18 protein-coding genes and 1 rRNA gene are annotated in these 15,561 nt (G+C 70.5%); 15 read left to right on the plus strand and 4 right to left on the minus strand.

Annotated features, from left to right (window positions below):
- Nucleotides 1–91: 91 nt before the first annotated feature.
- Nucleotides 92–208, plus strand: a 5S ribosomal RNA gene (rrf, locus tag RBS12_RS19415).
- A 382-nt stretch (nt 209–590) separates the two neighbouring features.
- Here the strand turns inward: rrf and RBS12_RS19420 are convergent.
- Nucleotides 591–1,148: a TetR/AcrR family transcriptional regulator gene (locus RBS12_RS19420; protein ID WP_307967814.1), complete on the minus strand. Its 558-nt coding sequence runs from the start codon at nt 1,146–1,148 to the stop codon at nt 591–593.
- 107 nt (nt 1,149–1,255) lie between these two features.
- The gene (locus tag RBS12_RS19425; RefSeq protein WP_307967815.1) at nt 1,256–1,687 is read right to left on the minus strand and encodes a hypothetical protein; all 432 of its coding nucleotides are present in this window, start codon (nt 1,685–1,687) and stop codon (nt 1,256–1,258) included.
- Between the two features lie 128 nt (nt 1,688–1,815).
- Between RBS12_RS19425 and RBS12_RS19430 the strand changes: the two genes are divergently transcribed.
- From RBS12_RS19430 to RBS12_RS19440, 3 genes are all read left to right on the plus strand, one after another.
- Entirely contained in the window at nt 1,816–2,175 is a 360-nt protein-coding gene (locus RBS12_RS19430; protein ID WP_307967850.1) for a UBP-type zinc finger domain-containing protein, read from the plus strand.
- Between the two features lie 228 nt (nt 2,176–2,403).
- Nucleotides 2,404–3,543, plus strand: a complete 1,140-nt coding sequence (locus RBS12_RS19435; protein WP_307967816.1) for an exo-alpha-sialidase — start codon at nt 2,404–2,406, stop codon at nt 3,541–3,543.
- Between the two features lie 3 nt (nt 3,544–3,546).
- Nucleotides 3,547–3,831 (plus strand): MoaD/ThiS family protein, encoded by a 285-nt coding sequence (locus RBS12_RS19440; protein ID WP_307967817.1) that lies wholly within the window; start codon nt 3,547–3,549, stop codon nt 3,829–3,831.
- An 18-nt stretch (nt 3,832–3,849) separates the two neighbouring features.
- On the opposite strand, the gene RBS12_RS19445 is transcribed toward RBS12_RS19440, so the two are convergent.
- Nucleotides 3,850–4,092 (minus strand): hypothetical protein, encoded by a 243-nt coding sequence (locus RBS12_RS19445; protein ID WP_307967818.1) that lies wholly within the window; start codon nt 4,090–4,092, stop codon nt 3,850–3,852.
- Between the two features lie 360 nt (nt 4,093–4,452).
- Between RBS12_RS19445 and RBS12_RS19450 the strand changes: the two genes are divergently transcribed.
- Both RBS12_RS19450 and RBS12_RS19455 read left to right on the plus strand, forming a co-directional pair.
- Nucleotides 4,453–4,641, plus strand: a complete 189-nt coding sequence (locus tag RBS12_RS19450) for a hypothetical protein (RefSeq protein WP_307967819.1) — start codon at nt 4,453–4,455, stop codon at nt 4,639–4,641.
- Nucleotides 4,642–4,795: 154 nt separating this feature from the next.
- Nucleotides 4,796–5,959, plus strand: a complete 1,164-nt coding sequence (locus tag RBS12_RS19455; protein ID WP_307967820.1) for a transcriptional regulator — start codon at nt 4,796–4,798, stop codon at nt 5,957–5,959.
- A gap of 21 nt (nt 5,960–5,980) precedes the next feature.
- Here RBS12_RS19455 and RBS12_RS19460 read toward each other — a convergent pair whose 3' ends face one another.
- Nucleotides 5,981–6,259 (minus strand): hypothetical protein, encoded by a 279-nt coding sequence (locus RBS12_RS19460; RefSeq protein WP_307967821.1) that lies wholly within the window; start codon nt 6,257–6,259, stop codon nt 5,981–5,983.
- A gap of 89 nt (nt 6,260–6,348) precedes the next feature.
- Between RBS12_RS19460 and RBS12_RS19465 the strand changes: the two genes are divergently transcribed.
- The 9 genes from RBS12_RS19465 to RBS12_RS19505 all read left to right on the plus strand — a co-directional run bounded on the left by RBS12_RS19465 (nt 6,349) and on the right by RBS12_RS19505 (nt 15,557).
- Nucleotides 6,349–6,687 carry a metalloregulator ArsR/SmtB family transcription factor gene (locus RBS12_RS19465; RefSeq protein ID WP_307967822.1) on the plus strand — a complete coding sequence of 113 codons (339 nt, stop codon included), beginning with the start codon at nt 6,349–6,351 and terminating at the stop codon, nt 6,685–6,687.
- Nucleotides 6,688–6,694: 7 nt separating this feature from the next.
- Nucleotides 6,695–7,180, plus strand: coding sequence for an NADH-quinone oxidoreductase subunit NuoB (locus RBS12_RS19470; RefSeq protein ID WP_307967823.1), 486 nt, complete (start codon nt 6,695–6,697; stop codon nt 7,178–7,180).
- Nucleotides 7,177–9,204 carry a proton-conducting transporter membrane subunit gene (locus tag RBS12_RS19475; protein WP_307967824.1) on the plus strand — a complete coding sequence of 676 codons (2,028 nt, stop codon included), beginning with the start codon at nt 7,177–7,179 and terminating at the stop codon, nt 9,202–9,204. The genes RBS12_RS19470 and RBS12_RS19475 overlap by 4 nt, the downstream gene beginning before the upstream one ends.
- Nucleotides 9,201–10,157, plus strand: coding sequence for an NADH-quinone oxidoreductase subunit H (locus RBS12_RS19480; RefSeq protein ID WP_307967825.1), 957 nt, complete (start codon nt 9,201–9,203; stop codon nt 10,155–10,157). The genes RBS12_RS19475 and RBS12_RS19480 overlap by 4 nt, the downstream gene beginning before the upstream one ends.
- Complete coding sequence (locus RBS12_RS19485) at nt 10,154–10,816, plus strand: hypothetical protein (protein ID WP_307967826.1); 663 nt, start codon at nt 10,154–10,156, stop codon at nt 10,814–10,816. The genes RBS12_RS19480 and RBS12_RS19485 overlap by 4 nt, the downstream gene beginning before the upstream one ends.
- On the plus strand, nt 10,816–12,414 hold the full coding sequence (locus RBS12_RS19490) for a proton-conducting transporter membrane subunit (RefSeq protein WP_307967827.1): 1,599 nt from the start codon (nt 10,816–10,818) through the stop codon (nt 12,412–12,414). The genes RBS12_RS19485 and RBS12_RS19490 overlap by 1 nt, the downstream gene beginning before the upstream one ends.
- Nucleotides 12,411–13,985, plus strand: coding sequence for an NADH-quinone oxidoreductase subunit C (locus RBS12_RS19495; protein WP_307967828.1), 1,575 nt, complete (start codon nt 12,411–12,413; stop codon nt 13,983–13,985). The genes RBS12_RS19490 and RBS12_RS19495 overlap by 4 nt, the downstream gene beginning before the upstream one ends.
- 48 nt (nt 13,986–14,033) lie before the next feature.
- Nucleotides 14,034–14,918, plus strand: a complete 885-nt coding sequence (locus RBS12_RS19500; RefSeq protein WP_307967829.1) for a MarR family winged helix-turn-helix transcriptional regulator — start codon at nt 14,034–14,036, stop codon at nt 14,916–14,918.
- Between the two features lie 204 nt (nt 14,919–15,122).
- A complete protein-coding gene (locus RBS12_RS19505; protein ID WP_307967830.1) occupies nt 15,123–15,557 on the plus strand; it encodes a VOC family protein in 435 nt (144 codons plus the stop codon).
- Nucleotides 15,558–15,561: the final 4 nt, after the last annotated feature.

Consider the following 15,561-nt stretch of genomic DNA (forward strand, 5'->3'; position numbering starts at 1 on the left):
ACACGCGCACCCGACCCCCCAGGGGGCCCGGACGCACCGCAACCCAGACATCCCACCCCCACCACAAAACCGGGGGCAGCGGAGAACAGGTTACGGCGGCCATAGCGTGGGGGAAACGCCCGGACCCATCCCGAACCCGGAAGCTAAGCCCCACAGCGCCGATGGTACTGCACCCGCCAGGGTGTGGGAGAGTAGGACACCGCCGGACAACACCACCCGAGGGCCCCACAACGACGTGGGGCCCTCACCCACTTAACCACGCACTTCAAGAACTCCTGGAGGCAGTGTCGGATCCGGGCGGTCGTGTTCGTAGCAGGGGTGAGGCCACCCACAGGGTGGCGGCGCCCGCACCTATGAGCTGTTCGCCGGCTCCTGGGGGCAGCGATCGAGTCTCGAGTCGACTCGAAGGGCGTCATGATCCACGCCTACCGGCCGGCCGGGCGTCCGCGGTACGCAACGCCCTGAAGTCCCCGATCACCGATCAGTGGATCGAGGTCCAGCGCAGCGCCCGAGGACACGCGGTCAGCGCGGAGCCTGCCGTTCCGCGCGGACTGTGCGGCTAGAGGCGGCTGGAGGATTCGCGTGAGGCGTCAGCCGGCCGAACGCAGCTGCGTCACGAACTGCTGAGCCACGGAGTCCAAAGGGGCGGTGCTCCTCTGGGCTCGGCACATCACTACGGCACCTTCGCTGACGGCGATGAGCGTGGTCGCGTACGTCTTGGCCGCCTCCCGGGAGAGGCCTCCGTGTTCGAAGAGATCCGCGAGCCGCCTCTGCCACACGTCGAACGTGTGGGCCGACCGGTCGAGGAGTTCCGGCGAGTCGGCGGCGACTGTCACGGCCAAGACCGAGCAGCCAGAACGGTATTGGGTGCGGACCAGCAGTTCGCGCCAGGAAGCAAAAAAGCGTTCGGCCACGTCTGCCGGCGGACGGCCGTCGAACCCGTCGAGCTGTTCGAGGGAGCGCCGGCCCGCCAATTCGACCGCCGCGGTGATCAGCTCGTCCTTCCCGCCAGGGAAGTGGTGGTAGACCGAGCCGCGCGGTGCGTTAGCCAGCTCCAGAATGTCCGCGAGGGACGCCCCCTGCAGCCCCCTCGTCGCCAGCAGGCGAACCGCTGCGGCGATCATCCGATCCTTGGTGCCCTTGGCCATTGCTCCCAGCTCCCGACAGCGTTCTATGCACCAATCATAGTTTCCAGATCGGGGCCGATTTGCCGCTCACTCCTTGACGGCCGCGGGTGACTGGGAAGCCCGCCTTGTCAGTTGCCCTGGAGCTTGGCGATCTCGGCCCGCGCCGCGGCCACGAGCTCCGCATTAAGGTGTGCGTGCCCCCACAGGCCCCATCCGCCTTCGGGCGCTTCGGTGAGCAGGACCCAGGTGCGCTCGCTCAAGGCGGCGTCGGCGGCGGCGGCCGCGACGAGGTCAGTGAGCTGGCGGACGACGGCGAGCTGCTTTTCGCGATCGAGGGCGCCCGAATTGGTGAGCACCTGAACGCGCACGTAATTGCTCTCGCCGTCGACGTTCGCGATCGCCCCGGCTGGCAGCTCGTGCACGAAAGCCGCGGTGTTCGACCGGAACATGGGGATGTTCGGCACCTTCTCGATCTCCATGAGCGTCGCGGCCGCGTCCCGGGCGAGCTTGGCGGTGTCGGCGAAGGTTCCGGCGGTTGCGTAGATGTCGATCATAGGCATGGCGAGTCTCCTGTCAGCGGACTATGCCGATCGTCACAGTTCGTGCGACAGCGTACAGCGAGGATGGCCTGTTGGGAATATGACGGACGGCATAAAGTGTGTCCATGGTCGACTGGATCGAAGACCCGATGGCTGGCGCGGGCTTGGCCGCCGGGACGCTGCCGGAGCCTTCGGGCTCAGGGTGCGTCGAATGCGATGAGGCCGGCGGTTGGTGGTTCCATCTGCGTCGATGCGTCAACTGCGGGCATGTCGGATGCTGCGACGACTCCCTCGCCCGCCATGCCCGCCGCCATTTCGAAGCCACCGGGCACCGGTACATCCAAAGCTTCGAGCCCGGCGAGGACTGGTTCTGGGACTACCTCGACGAGCGGGCGGTGCACGGGCCGCTGCTTCCGCCGCCGCGGCACCATCCCACCGCGCAGCCCGCGCCAGGGCCCGAGGGCCGCGTCCCGTCCGACTGGCGGAAACAGCTCGCCAGCTCGCGATGAGTGCCGGCCCGGACACAAGGATGCCCCGGAGCGACGATTGGGGGGTGCGCGCTCCGGGGCGGTCTTGGGAGGCCTTCAGGCCTGCGCACAAGCTTAGAGAGAGGGCGCCCGATTGGCCAGCACATTCTGTCAAGAATTTGGGAGCTACCTCCCGGGGGCGTCGGCGCGCGCGGCCTCGTTGGCGGCGAAGCCTTGTCGGCGCGCTCCGGCGCGTGCTCGGATAGGCACATGGAAACCCCTGCGTATCTCTTGGCCATCGGCACCAAGAAGGGCCTGTGGCTTGCCACGAGCACCGACCGTCGCTCGTGGAACGTCTCACAACCGCATTTCCTCATGCAGGAGATCCCGTCGATCGGGATCGACACGCGTGGCAACCGGACCCGACTTCTCGTCGGCGTCCGCTCCGAGCACTTCGGCCCGACCGTCGTGCACTCGGACGATCTCGGCTCGTCTTGGAACGAGCCGGACCGCGCGTCGATTGCGTTCGACGAAGGCGACGGCGCCGCCGTCGAACGCATCTGGCAGATCCTCCCGGACGTCCCGGATCGTCCCGGCGTCGTCTGGGCGGGCGCGCAGCCCATCTCTGTGTGGAAGTCGACCGACAGCGGTGAGAGCTTCGAGCTCAACCGCGGGCTCTGGGAGCACCCCGACAAGAGCGAATGGGGAGCCGGCTATGGCGGCGCGGCCGCGCATTCGATCGTGCCGGATCCACGGGATCCGGGGCTCGTGCACATCGCCATGAGCACGGGTGGCGTGTACCGCTCCCGGGACGGCGGGGCGAACTGGGAGCGGGCGAGCAAGGGCATCTCGGCATACTTCCTTCCGGACCCCGAGCCCGAGATCGGCCAGTGCGTGCACAAGATCGCGGCGGACGCGGACGGCCGCCTCTACGCGCAGAACCACCGCGGCGTGTTCCGGAGCGACAATCAAGGCGAGCAGTGGGTCTCGATCGCCGAGGGCCTGCCCGCCGACTTCGGCTTCGTCATGCTCACGCATCCGCGGCGCAGCGGCACCGCGTGGGTCATCCCGCTCGTCTCGGACTACGAGCGCATCGCCCCGGGCGGTCACCTTGCGGTGCATCGCACGGACGACGCCGGCGAGACGTGGCGGGCGTTCGACGGCGGTCTGCCTGCGGTCGATTTCAACACCGTGCTCCGCGATGCCGCGTGCGTCGACGCGAGCGACCCCGTGGGCGTCTACTTCGGGACGCGCGGCGGGACGGTGTTCGCGAGCTCGGACGAGGGGGAGTCGTTCGTCGAGGTCGCGACGGGCCTTCCGGACGTTCTGTGTGTGCGCGCCGCGGTGCTCGACGGCGGACTCACGCCAAGGGGGGCGGCCGCCGAGGCGGAGCGGACGACGGCGGGCTGACGCATGGCTGCGAATGTGAGCGTCGTGCTGCCGCAGATCCTCGCGGATGTCGCGGGCGGGCGCACGGAGTTCTCCCTGACGGGAGTGGACTCCGTACGCGCCGTCCTCGACAGCTTGGCCGGCCCGTATCCGATCCTCGCGCGGAGGCTCCGGGATGAGACCGGCCGGCTTCGGCGCTACGTGAACGTCTACGTGGACGGGGAGGACGTGCGGCGCCGAGAGGGTCTCGACACCGCAGTGGCGGACGGGCAGGAAGTCATCGTCATCCAGTCCGTTGCGGGCGGCTGAATCGGCGCGTGGGCGGGTCTAAGCCACGAGGTCCCGGCCCTTGAACGTGACATCCGCTTGGACCTGCCAGAGCGAGAAGTCTTCCTCTTGGATCGCGCGGCGGTAGTGGGTGTCCTCGTCCCGAATCCAGACGAGGCCGATGCCTGGCGCGGTGTCGTAGACGGTCCCCCGGAGGACAGTGACGCCGCTGCGGGCCTCGATGAGGTCCCCGCGGCGGAGTTCGCTGAGCTTCCGGATGCGGCGGTGGGTCTCGCTGGTCATCGGTGCTCCTTCATGCGTCAGTGGTGTTCCGACCTCACCCAGTCTTCTCCGCCCCTGTTACCAGTCGGTTTCGTTCGCATGAGGGAGCGGTAAGGAGTGCGCGGCGACGGCGTTTCCGCAGGTCGGTTGAGTAATCCACGTCACAACCGGCTCCCGTTACACCACGCGAAGGTCCGACACGCCGCGCCCGGTGTAAACAACTTATAAAGTTGGCATTCACAATGCGCAAAATTCTCATTCGGGGCCGGAGTACCCGTCGGTAAGGGTTTCGCCGCCCCGTTTGCCCCTGTAGCGTCGAAGGACGTCGGCACGATCTGCCGGCCCAACAAAATCCACACGGTCGGCAAAGGGGCATACACGGTGGCAGCACGATTCGAAGTCCTCAAGGATGGGGCCCGCCTCTACCGAGTCCAGCTCCGTTCGGCCGAAGGCGCGGTCATCGCGGTCGCGCAGGGTCTTCAGTCCCTCGACGCCGTCAAGCGCGTCATCGCCGCCGTACGCGAGTGCGCGTCCATGGGCCTCGTCGTGGATCTCACCAAGACCGTGTGACCCGTTCAGAGCTGGGTTGCAACGTCGGTGCAACCTTTGGCCCCGATGGCCCGCGAGGGTGACGCGTACACTGTGGTGCACGGCACACATAAGGGAGTGGGTGGACGTGCGGGCAGAGCAGCTCACGGCCGCGAGGCGAGGATCGCGGCGCGCTGTGGTTGAAGACTCCTGGCGGCGGTCGTTCGAGGCACACCCGCGTCGCGAGGATGCGGCCGTTACGAGCGTGCTCGCCGCGGACGAATTGCGCGGCTATCGTGACGCCCACCGCCTCGCGGCCGTCACGCCGCTCATCCGGGAACTCCTGGTCCAGCCCGCGGCGGAGGCGGGGACCGTCGTGGCGATCGGAGACGAGGCCGGACGGCTCCTCTGGATCGACGGCGACCCCGCCGTCCGCCGACGCGCCGAAGGCATGGCGTTCCTCGAGGGCGCCGACTGGTCCGAGGCGAGCATGGGGACGAGCGCGCCCGGCACCGCGCTCGCGACCGACGCACCCGTCCAGATCGCCGGCGCCGAGCACTTCAGCCCGCTCGTCGAGGCCTTCTCCTGCACGGCCGTTCCGATCCGGGACCCCCTCTCGCGCGAGCCGATCGGCGTCGTCGACATCACGGGCGGCGACGAAGCCGTCTCCGGGTACGCCCTCCCGCTCGTCCGTGCGGCCGTCACCGCCGCCGAGGAGCGTCTCCGCGCGCTCGCGGTCGCATCCCGCCCACGCCGCCGCGCGCCTTCGTCCGCGGGGCCCGGGGTGCTTTCCGTCACGGGCCGCGACCACGGCGTGCTGCGCTGCGGCGACCGGACGCTGAGCCTCTCGATGCGGCATTCCGAAATCCTCGTGCTCCTCGCGAGCAATCCGCGCGGCCTCACCGCCGAGGAACTTGCCGACCGGCTCTACGAGCAGGCCGTCCCGGCCGTGACCCTTCGGGCCGAGCTCGTCCGTCTGCGCAAGGTGCTCGACGCGTTCGGCGCGGGCGTGCGGCTCGAATCGCGGCCGTATCGGGTCGAGGGGCTCGAGGTCGACTCGATGCATGCTCTCGCGCAGCTTGAGCGCGGCTCACACCGCCTGGCGCTCAATGCCTACGGTGGCCAGATCCTGCCGCGTTCCGACGCGCCCGCGATCGCCGAACTGCGCGACGAGCTCTCCGCGACGCTGCGCGAGGCCGTCGTCGGGAGCGCGGGAGTCGACGTCCTCATGAGCTACCTGCAGCTTCCCGAGGCAGAGAACGACGCCGAAGCCTGGCAGACCGCGCTGCGCCTCCTTCCGCCGCGCTCGCCGAGGCGGGCCGCCGTCGTCGCCCATCTCGAACGGCTCCTCATCGCCTGATCGCGCCCCTGCCGGCGCGCGCTACTCGAAGCGCACGGCGTTCCACTCGAGGATGCGCGGCTCGGCCAGCCCTTCGGCGACGAACGGGTCGTCCGCGATGAAGCGCTCGGCGTCCTCGCGCGACGTGAAGATCCCCATCGAGCTCACGGAGGGGTCGGGGGTCTGGAACGCCCCGAGCGCGACGAGCCCCCCGCCGCCGGCGCGGAACGCCTCGTAGAAGGCCTTGTGCCGGGGGAACACCTCGAGGGCGCGCGAACGGTCGACGCCCTCGCGCAGGCTGTACATGACAACGAATTCCATGGTCGGATCCTACGCGGGGCGGCGGCGAGTCCTTGGGCTTCTGTGACTTGCTAAAGTGTGAAATTGCGATTGTCCTCAAGGAGGTGGGCGTGACGAGACCGCTGTACCAGGTCAAGGCCGAGTTCTTCAGGACACTGGGGCATCCGGCGAGAATCCGAGTCCTCGAACTGCTGTCTGTGCGGGAGCATGCCGTGGCCGAGATGCTTCCCGAGGTCGGCATCGAGCCGGCCAACCTTTCGCAGCATCTTGCGGTGCTCCGCCGCGCGGGCCTTGTCGCCACGCGCAAAGAGGGCTCGTCGGTCTACTACTCGGTCACAAGCCCCGACGTCGCCGAGCTCATGCGCGTGGCAAGGCTGATCCTCACGAGCGTTCTCACGGGGCAGGCGGAGCTTCTCGATGACCTGCGCGCCCCGGTCGCGGGGGCGTGAGATTGCCGTGCTGAAGCTATGGCGACGAATCCGTCGGATCGGCCGGATCGCGGAGCCCGCTCCGGAGCAGCCGGTCGCGGACCCGGCTGCGGTCGCGGCAGGGCTGGGTGGCTCGATCCAGATCCGGCATGTCGATGCGGGATCGTGCAACGCGTGCGAGATCGAGGTTGCGGCCGCGTTCGGCGCGGTGTACGACGCCGAACGCTACGGCGCCCGCCACGTTGCCTCGCCGCGGCACGCCGATGCCCTTATGGTCACGGGGCCCGTGACGCGCAACATGGTGGTGCCGCTGCGCCGTACGTACGAAGCGGTCCCGGCGCCGAAGCTTGTCGTGGCCGTCGGCGACTGCGCCCGTAACTGCGGGGTCTTCGCGAAGGCCTACGGCGTCGCGGGGGCGGTCGGGGACTTCGTCCCGGTCGACGTGGAGGTGGCCGGCTGCCCGCCGCGTCCCGAGGCGATCGTGGACGCGGTGAGGAAGCTCACCGGCCGATGAACCTCGTTGCCGTGGGGCTCGCCGTCGCCACCGCTGCCGGCGTCGTGACGGCGGTGCTCGCCGTCGTCGTCCCCTCTCGCTTCCACGCCGCCGTCTCGGGAATCGGCACGGCCCTCGTGGGCGCGGCCGGGGCCGCAGCGGGGGCCGCCGCCGTGCTCGGCCAGCCGTTCGCGCTGTCGCTGCCGTGGGTGCTGCCGCTCTTCGGGGTCTCCCTCGAGGCGGATCCCCTCGGCGGGCTGTTCGTCGCCGTCGCGGGCGGCGCGGCCGCGACGGCGGGCGTGTACGGGATCCGGCCCGCGCGACGGGACAGCGGGGTGCGCGCCACGAGCGTCGTCATGCCCCTCTTTGCGTTCTCGCTCCTCCTCGTCCCCGTGGCGTCCGGGGTGGGTTCGTTCCTCGCGCTCTGGGAGCTCATGGCCCTCACGTCGCTCGTGCTCGTGCTCACGGGCCGCCGCCGCGCGGAGGCTGTCGAGGCGGGCCGCTGGTACGCGGTGATGACGCACCTCGGGCTCGTCGCGATCATGATCGGGCTCATGATCCTCGTGGCCCACGCAGGCGGCGACTCCTTCGCCGCGCTGCGCGCCGCGGCCGGGAGCGTCCCACCCGCCATTGCGGGCACGGTGTTCGTGCTCGCGGTCCTGGGCTTCGGCTCGAAGTCGGGAATCCTGCCCCTGCACGCGTGGATGTCCCGCGCCTATTCGGCAGCCCCCGGCCACGCCGCGGTCCTCATGTCCGCCGCCATGGCGAACCTCGGGGTATACGGGATCGTGCGGGTCGGCTTCGACTTCCTCGACGGCGCCCGGTCCGACACGGCGCGCTGGTGGTGGATCGGCGCCCTCCTCCTCGGTGCCGCATCCGCCGTCTACGGGATCCTGCAAGCCGCGATGAGCTCGGACCTGCTGCGCCTGCTGAGCTTCTCCTCGACGGAGAACATGGGGCTCATCCTCGCGGGCGTCGGGGCCGCTGGGCTGTTCGCGTCGTCCGGGAGCGGTGCCCTCGCCGGCCTGGCCCTCGTCGCGGCGCTCCTCCACACGCTCAACCATTCGGCGTTCAAGGCGCTCCTGTTCCAGGCTGCGGGATCCACGGTCGAGGCGACCGGAAGCCGGGACCTCGATGAGCTGGGCGGCCTGCGGCCCAGAATGCCGGGGACGACGGCGGCATTCGGCTGGGGTGCCCTGGCTGCCTCGGCGCTGCCTCCGGGCACGGCGTTCGTCTCGGAGTGGCTGCTCATCCAGGCCCTCATCCATGGGCTCGGGGCCTCCGGCGTGGCGAGCTCCGTCGTCCTGCCCGTCGCGGTGGGCGCGGTCGCGCTCACGGCCGGCCTCTCGGTGGCCACGTTCGTCAAGGCCTTCGGGGTCGGGTTCCTCGCGAGGCCTCGCAGTGACGCCGCGAGCCAGGCGACCGAGGCCCCCGCGACGGCGCTCGTGGCGATGGGCCTCACGGGCGCGGCGTGCGCGATCCTCGCCGTCCTCCCCTCCCTCGTGCTTCCGGGGCTCGGGCGCGTCGCCGGCTCGCTGACCGGCGCCGCGGGGACGACGGTCGACGGCGCCGTGACCCTCGAGCTCTCGGGCGTCGCCGGATCGCTCTCGCCGCTCGTCGTCGGCGTCGGCCTCCTCGTCGCCGTCGTGCTCGCGGCCGGAGCCGTCCGGGCGCTGGCCGTCCGCCGCGCCCGGCGCGCCGCGAGGCTGTGGGACTGCGGCGCGGGTCCGCTCACGCCCCGCATGGAGTACACCGCGACCTCGTTCGCCGAACCGCTCCAGCGCGTGTTCGACAACGTCGTCGCCCCCGAAACCGGCGTTGACGTGACTCATCCCGAGGAGTCCAACTACCTCGTGGAGCTCGTCGAGTACCGGCGGACGGTGCCCGACCGCATCGAGCGCCGCCTCTACCGCCCGGTCCTCGCGCTCGTCTCGGCGTGGGGGAGCGTCGGACGCCGGCTCGCGAGCGGGAGCATCCACCAGTACCTCGCGTACGGCTTCTTCGTGCTCATCGGCCTGCTCGTGGCGCTCGCGGTGACCCGGTGAGCGCGCTCGGCATCGTCGGCGGCGTGCTTCAGGCCGCGCTCGTCGTCGCGGGTTCGCCGCTTCTCGTCGGATGGATGCGGCAGATCAGGGCCCGGCTCGAGGGGCGCGTCGGCGCCGGCGTCGTCCAGCCGTGGCGGGACCTGCGCAAGCTCTTCCGAAAGGAGGCGATCGCCCCGGCCGGAACGAGCGAGGTCTTCAGATTCACTCCGCTCGTGCTCGTCGGGTCGACCCTCGTTGTAGCCGCGGCGATCCCCTTCGTCACGGACGCGTCGGCCCTCGGCCCCGGAGCCGACCTCTTCGCCGTCGTCGCCCTCCTGGCCATGGGGACGGCGACGCTCGCGCTCGCGGGCCTCGACACGGGGACGGCCTTCGGGGGCATGGGCGCGAGCCGGGCGACGACGATCATCGCCCTCGTCGAGCCCAGCCTCCTCATGGCGATCTTCGCCCTGTCCGTCCCGGTCGGGTCCACGAACCTCGCCTCGATCGTCCACTCGGCCCTCCGCAATCCGGCGCAGGTGCTCTCGCCCGCGAGCCTCCTCGCGGCCGTGGCCCTGCTCATGGTCACCGTCGCGGAGACGGGCCGGCTTCCCGTCGACAACCCCTCGACCCATCTCGAGCTCACGATGATCCACGAGGCCATGGTCCTCGAGTACTCGGGGCCGGACCTCGCGCTCGTCGAGCTGTCTGCATCCATGCGGCTCAGTGTGTTCCTCGGCCTGCTCGCGAGCCTTTTCGCACCATGGGGCATCGCGACGTCGCTCGACCCCGTGCCGCTCGGCGTCGGCGTCGTCGTGTTCGCGGCCAAGGTCCTCGTGCTCGGCACGGCGGTGGCCGTGGGCGAGGTGTTCGTCGCGAAGCTGCGCCTCTTCCGGGTTCCCGAGCTTTTGGCGGGATCCTTCCTGCTCGGGCTGCTTGCGGTCGCGGCATCGTTCTTCCTGTCGAGGCAGCCATGAGCGAGGCCCTGTACGTCCAGCTGCTCGACCTCGCGGGCGGAGCGCTGCTCCTGACCGCCGTCGTGATCCTCTGGCGCCGAAAGCTCACGGCGATCGTGCGGGTCTTCGCCGTGCAGGGGTTCGCGCTCTCGCTGCTCGTCGCCGTCCTGGCCGCCCACGAGAACGACCCCACGCTCGGCGGGATCGCCGTCGGCCTCCTCGTGCTGCGCGCGGGCGTCCTGCCCTGGCTCCTCCGCCGCGCCCTCGCGGCCGCGGGGGAGGAGCAGCACGAGACACGTCCGCTCGTGAACGTCGCGGCCTCGCTCCTCGCGGCGGCCGTCCTCGTGCTCATCGCCTACGCCGTCTCGCAGCCCCTCGTGGAGCTCTTCCCCTCGGCGGCGAGCACCGCGATCCCCGTCGGCATGGCCGTGGTGCTCATCGGCTTCTTCGCGCTCGTCACGCGCCGCCATGCCCTCTCCCAGCTCGTCGGGTTCCTGCTCATGGACAACGGCATCACGGCGGTGGGCTTCCTCGCGACGACCGGGGTGGCCTTCGTCGTCGAGCTTGGCATCTCGCTCGACGTCCTCATGGCGGTGCTCGTGCTCTACGTCCTCGCGAGCCGCATGCGCGAGGCCTTCGGCACGACCGATCTGGACGACCTCCGGGAGCTCCACGACTGATGAACGACGTGATCCTGCTCGTACCTGTCCTCGCGCCGCTCGCCGGCGCCGTTGTCTACGTGGCCTTCGGCTGGCGGCCGGCGACGTCATGGGCCGCTGCCGTGAGCGCGGCCCTCGTGCTGGCCTCCGGCGCCGTCCTCGCGGCGGACGTGCTGCAGCACGGCGCGCGGACCGGCCTCTTCGGACTCGTCCGCGTCGACGCGCTCGCTGCCTTCATGCTCGTCGTGGTGGGCGCCGTCGCGCTCCTCGCGGCGGGAGCGACGCCGTCGTGGCTCCGCGGCGAGATCGCCGCGGGACGGGCCGAGCCCCGTACCGCGACCCGCCACAGCCTGCTCGTGCAGCTGTTCCTCGCGGCCATGGCGTGGGCCGTGATGGCCGCCAACGTGGGGATGGTGTGGGTGTCGATCGAGGCCACGACGATCGTGACGGCGTTCCTCGTCGGGCAGCGGCGGAGCCGGGCGGCGGTCGAGGCGGCGTGGAAGTACGTCGTGATCTGCTCGACAGGCATTGCCGTCGCGCTCCTGGGCATCCTCCTGCTCGACGCCGCCGCGAGCCACGTTCCCGGCCATGTTGGGCTCGACTGGGTGGAGCTCGTGTCCGCGGCCCCGCATCTCGACCCCGGGGTGACCCGCATCGCCGTCGCCCTCATGGTCGTCGGGTTCGGCACGAAGGCAGGCCTCGCCCCGCTGCACTCGTGGCTGCCCGACGCCCACGGCCAGGCGCCAGCCCCGGTCTCGGCCCTCATGTCCGGGGTGCTGCTCGCGGTCGCCTTCTCGGTGGTTCTCCGGGTCAAGGCGATCTCCGACGCCGCGCTTGGCCTCGGCTTCGCCCGGACCCTGCTCGTCGCGATTGCGCTCGCGACGCTCGCAGTCTCCGCTTCGCTCATGATCCGGCAGCGGGACTACAAGCGCATGCTCGCGTATTCGAGCATGGAACACCTCGGGATCATCGCGTTCGGCGCCGCCGCGGGCGGGCCGCTCGCGACGGCCGCGGTCCTCCTGCACGTCCTCGGGCACGGACTGGTCAAGGGCGTCCTCTTCCTGGGCGCCGGCCAGATCCTGCACGCGACCGGGTCCAGCCGCATCGACGCCGTCCGGGACCTCGTGGGACGCGTGCCCGTGTTGGCAGGCTGCGTCGGGGTCGGGGTGCTCGCCCTGATCGGGTTCCCGCCGTTCTCGGTCTTCGCGAGCGAGCTGGGCATCGTGCGGGCGGGCTTCGGCGCTGGGCTTGGGTGGGCCACTGCGCTCGCGCTCGTTCTCGTCCTGGTCATCGCAGCGGCCCTCGTGGTCCATACGAGCCGCATGCTGTTTGCACGCCCCGGCGCGGCGGCGGAGCCCGCCGACGAGCCCAGCGCGGCCAGTCCGACCAGCCCTGACAGCCCCGGCCTCCCGGCCGCGCCTGACAGCCCGGCCAGCCCTGCCAGCCCCGGCCTCACGACCAGCCCTGCCAGCCCCACCGCGGAACCCGCCCTCCCGCGTCGGCGCGCGGCCATGCCGCTCCTCCTCGGCCTCCTCGCGTGCTCCGCGCTGGGCGTGACCGCGGGCCCCCTCGCCGCCGTCCTCGATGCCGCCGCCCAGAGTCTGACGGGAGCGCCATGAACCCCGAGCACACCCCCGAACCGGCCTCTGCCGAGCCGCAGCCCGGCGAGCCCATCGGGTACCGCCGCACCGGCGTCGTCGTCGGGCCGGAGCAGCTCGCGGGCCAGGCCGCGGGCCTCCTCGGCGAGGGCTACCGCGTCGCGCTCGTCGCCGGGCACGACGACGGCCCGGCCGGTGGGCTGCGCGCCGTCTACCTCTTCACCGCTCCGGGACCGGACCGCCGCGTCGAGCTGTCCGTGCACCTGGACCGCGACCGCCCCCTCGTGCCCAGCCTCGCGGGCGTCTCGTTCACGGCAGGGCGTTTCGAGCGCGAGATGCGCGATCTCTACGGGATCGTCCCCGACGGGCATCCGCTTCCGCGGCGAATGGTCCTGCACGCGCACTGGCCGAAGGGCTGGTACCCGATGCGCAGCGATTCGGGGGATCCCTCGGAGTTTCCCGTCGTCGCAGACCCGTACCCGTTCCGCACGGTCGAGGGCCCCGGGGTCTACGAGATCCCGGTGGGCCCAGTGCACGCCGGCATGATCGAGCCGGGCCATTTCCGGTTCTCGGTCGTGGGCGAGACGGTGCTCAACCTCAAGGCCAGGCTCTGGTTCGTGCATCGTGGCATCGAGAAGCTGTTCGAGGGGCTCCCGCCGCACGACGGCGTTGAACTCGCTGAGCGCGTGAGCGGGGACACCGCCGTCGGGCACACGATCGCGTATTGCACCGCCGTCGAGGACGCTCTCGGCATGCCGGTGCGGACTGAGGACCGCCTCCTCCGCGCGCTCCTCCTCGAGCTCGAGCGCATCCACAATCACGTCGCCGACCTCGGAGCCCTGTGCAACGACGTGGGCTACGCGATCCTGAACGCCCACGCCCAGCGTCTCCGCGAGCGGCTGCTCCGGCTCAACGACCGCTTGACGGGGCATCGCCTCCTGCGCGGGGGAGTCCACCCGGGCGGCGCGATGGTCCGTGAGCTCCCCGACGTGGACGAGCTCGCAGCCATCGGCGAGGACGCCGCGGAGATCGCGGGCCTTGCGCTCGGGCAGAGCATCGTCGTCGACCGTTTCACGGGCACGGCGGTGCTCACGAACGAGCAGGCGCGGGACCTCGGCACCCTCGGCTATGTCGCCCGGGCCAGCGGGCTCGACGTCGACGCGCGCCACGGGCACCCCGTCCCCGGGGTGGTCCTTCCGCGAACCCAGCACGCGCATACCGGCGGGGACGTGCTCGCGCGCTTCAGCGTGCGCGCCGAGGAGGTCGCCGCGTCCGTTCAGTTCGCCATCGAATCAGTGCGCGCCCTTGACGGGCACCTCGGGGCGCCCGGGCGCCCGCTCCCGGCCGCTGTGCTTGTGCCTTCGGGGACGCGCTCCGGCGTGGGCATCGTCGAGGGATGGCGCGGCACGATCGTGCATCGTGTCGAGATTGCGCCCGACGACGGCGGGGCGCGCACCTCGCGCGTCAAGATCGTGGATCCGAGCTTCATGAACTGGCCCGCCCTGCCGGTGGCCATGGCAGACACGATCGTCCCGGACTTCCCCCTCGCCAACAAGAGCTTCAACCTCTCCTACGCGGGAAACGACCTGTAGGACTGGGAGTGCTTGCCTGCCCATCCATTCTCTGACTATGGTCAGAGAATGGATGGGCAGATCGAGGCGGTTCGGCGGTTCAATCGGGTCATCACTCAGCGCGTCGGCGCGCTCCAGGACGCGTATCTCTCGCGAGAGCGTTCGCTGGGGCTTTCGAGGATCCTGTGGGAGATCGGTCCCGAAGGTGCGGAAATCCGTGTGCTGCGCGCGCGGCTCGGCTTGGATTCCGGCTACGTGAGCCGTCAGCTCCGTGTCCTGGAATCGCAGGGACTCGCCGTCAGCGACGCCGGCGATCGAGATGGGCGAGTCAGAACTGTCAGGCTCACGGCCGCTGGCCTCGCCGAGCGTGCGCTGCTGGATCGTTCCTCCGACGAACTCGCGGCGTCGATGCTCGAGCCGCTCACGGCGGCACAGCGGGAACGATTGGTTGCGGCGATGGCAGAGGTCGAGAAGCTGGTCATCGCCTCTCTCGTGCGCGTCGAGATCACTGATCCGCGCAGTCCTGACGCGCGCTATTGCCTGCGGTCCTACTTCGACGAGTTGGGCCGTCGCTTCGATGCGGGCTTCGATCCGTCCCGGAGCATCTCCGCGAGCGACGACGAGATGACGCTCCCTGATGGGCTGCTGTTGGTCGCAACGCTCTCGGGCTCGCCCGTGGGGTGCGGCGCCCTCAAACTCCACGCCGAAACGCGGATCGCCGAGGTCAAGCGCATGTGGGTGTCCCCGGGCGTCCGCGGACTCGGTCTGGGGCGGCGGCTGCTTGAATGCCTTGCGGGGGAAGCATCGTCGCGGGGAATGCGGACGCTGCGGCTGGAGACGAACCAAGCCCTCGCCGAGGCACGTCGGCTCTACGAGACGGCTGGTTTCGTGGAGGTCAGCGCCTTCAATGACGACCCGTATGCGCACCACTGGTTCGAACGCGCCTTGCCCTGAGGCCGACGGCGGAGCCCGCCTCCCGCCGTCGGCCGCTGCTTCTCGCAGGGTTGGGCGGGACGTGGCCACGGGTTGGGCGAGAGGTGGCCGCGGGTGCCCGGGGAAAGCGATCCTTCCGGACTCTGGTGTTCTGTCGGTCCCCGAACGTAGGCTCCGAGTGAGTCGGAGATCCCGGCGTTACCAATCGAGCAGGAGGGAACCACTATGCCCACGATTCTGAATCCGTACATCAGCTTCAAGGACAACGCCCGCGAGGCGATGGAGTTCTACCAGTCGGTGCTCGGCGGCGAGCTGACCGTCTCCACGTTCGACGATCTTCAGGCCGCGCAGGATCCGGCCGAGGGCTCGCTCGTCATGCACTCGCAGCTGAACTCTCCGAGCGGCCTGACCCTCATGGGGTCCGACACGCCGTCCCGCATGGAGTACCAGCCCGGCACGAACTTCTCGATCTCCCTGAGCGGCGACGACGAGGCCGAGCTCCGTGGCTACTGGGACAAGCTCACCGACGGCGCGACGGTCACCATGCCGCTTGAAAAGGCGATCTGGGGCGACACGTTCGGCATGCTCGTCGACAAGTTCGGCGTTGCGTGGCTCGTCAACATCACGGGCCAGCCGGCTGAGGGCGCACCTCAGGCCTGACCTG

The organism is Sinomonas sp. ASV322 (assembly GCF_030908245.1).
Classification (GTDB): domain Bacteria; phylum Actinomycetota; class Actinomycetes; order Actinomycetales; family Micrococcaceae; genus Sinomonas.

Excerpts from the sequence above, each read along its gene's own strand:
- RBS12_RS19430 (WP_307967850.1), top strand. The coding sequence starts at position 1,816 with ATGGCTGGCGCGGGCTTGGCCGCCGGGACGCTGCCGGAGCCTTCGGGC.
- RBS12_RS19490 (WP_307967827.1), top strand. The coding sequence starts at position 10,816 with ATGAACGACGTGATCCTGCTCGTACCTGTCCTCGCGCCGCTCGCCGGC.
- RBS12_RS19485 (WP_307967826.1), top strand. The coding sequence starts at position 10,154 with ATGAGCGAGGCCCTGTACGTCCAGCTGCTCGACCTCGCGGGCGGAGCG.
- RBS12_RS19440 (WP_307967817.1), top strand. The coding sequence starts at position 3,547 with ATGGCTGCGAATGTGAGCGTCGTGCTGCCGCAGATCCTCGCGGATGTC.
- RBS12_RS19505 (WP_307967830.1), top strand. The coding sequence starts at position 15,123 with ATGCCCACGATTCTGAATCCGTACATCAGCTTCAAGGACAACGCCCGC.
- RBS12_RS19500 (WP_307967829.1), top strand. The coding sequence starts at position 14,034 with ATGGATGGGCAGATCGAGGCGGTTCGGCGGTTCAATCGGGTCATCACT.
- RBS12_RS19435 (WP_307967816.1), top strand. The coding sequence starts at position 2,404 with ATGGAAACCCCTGCGTATCTCTTGGCCATCGGCACCAAGAAGGGCCTG.
- RBS12_RS19445 (WP_307967818.1), bottom strand. The coding sequence starts at position 4,092 with ATGACCAGCGAGACCCACCGCCGCATCCGGAAGCTCAGCGAACTCCGC.
- RBS12_RS19475 (WP_307967824.1), top strand. The coding sequence starts at position 7,177 with ATGAACCTCGTTGCCGTGGGGCTCGCCGTCGCCACCGCTGCCGGCGTC.
- RBS12_RS19425 (WP_307967815.1), bottom strand. The coding sequence starts at position 1,687 with ATGCCTATGATCGACATCTACGCAACCGCCGGAACCTTCGCCGACACC.
- RBS12_RS19495 (WP_307967828.1), top strand. The coding sequence starts at position 12,411 with ATGAACCCCGAGCACACCCCCGAACCGGCCTCTGCCGAGCCGCAGCCC.
- RBS12_RS19420 (WP_307967814.1), bottom strand. The coding sequence starts at position 1,148 with ATGGCCAAGGGCACCAAGGATCGGATGATCGCCGCAGCGGTTCGCCTG.
- RBS12_RS19460 (WP_307967821.1), bottom strand. The coding sequence starts at position 6,259 with ATGGAATTCGTTGTCATGTACAGCCTGCGCGAGGGCGTCGACCGTTCG.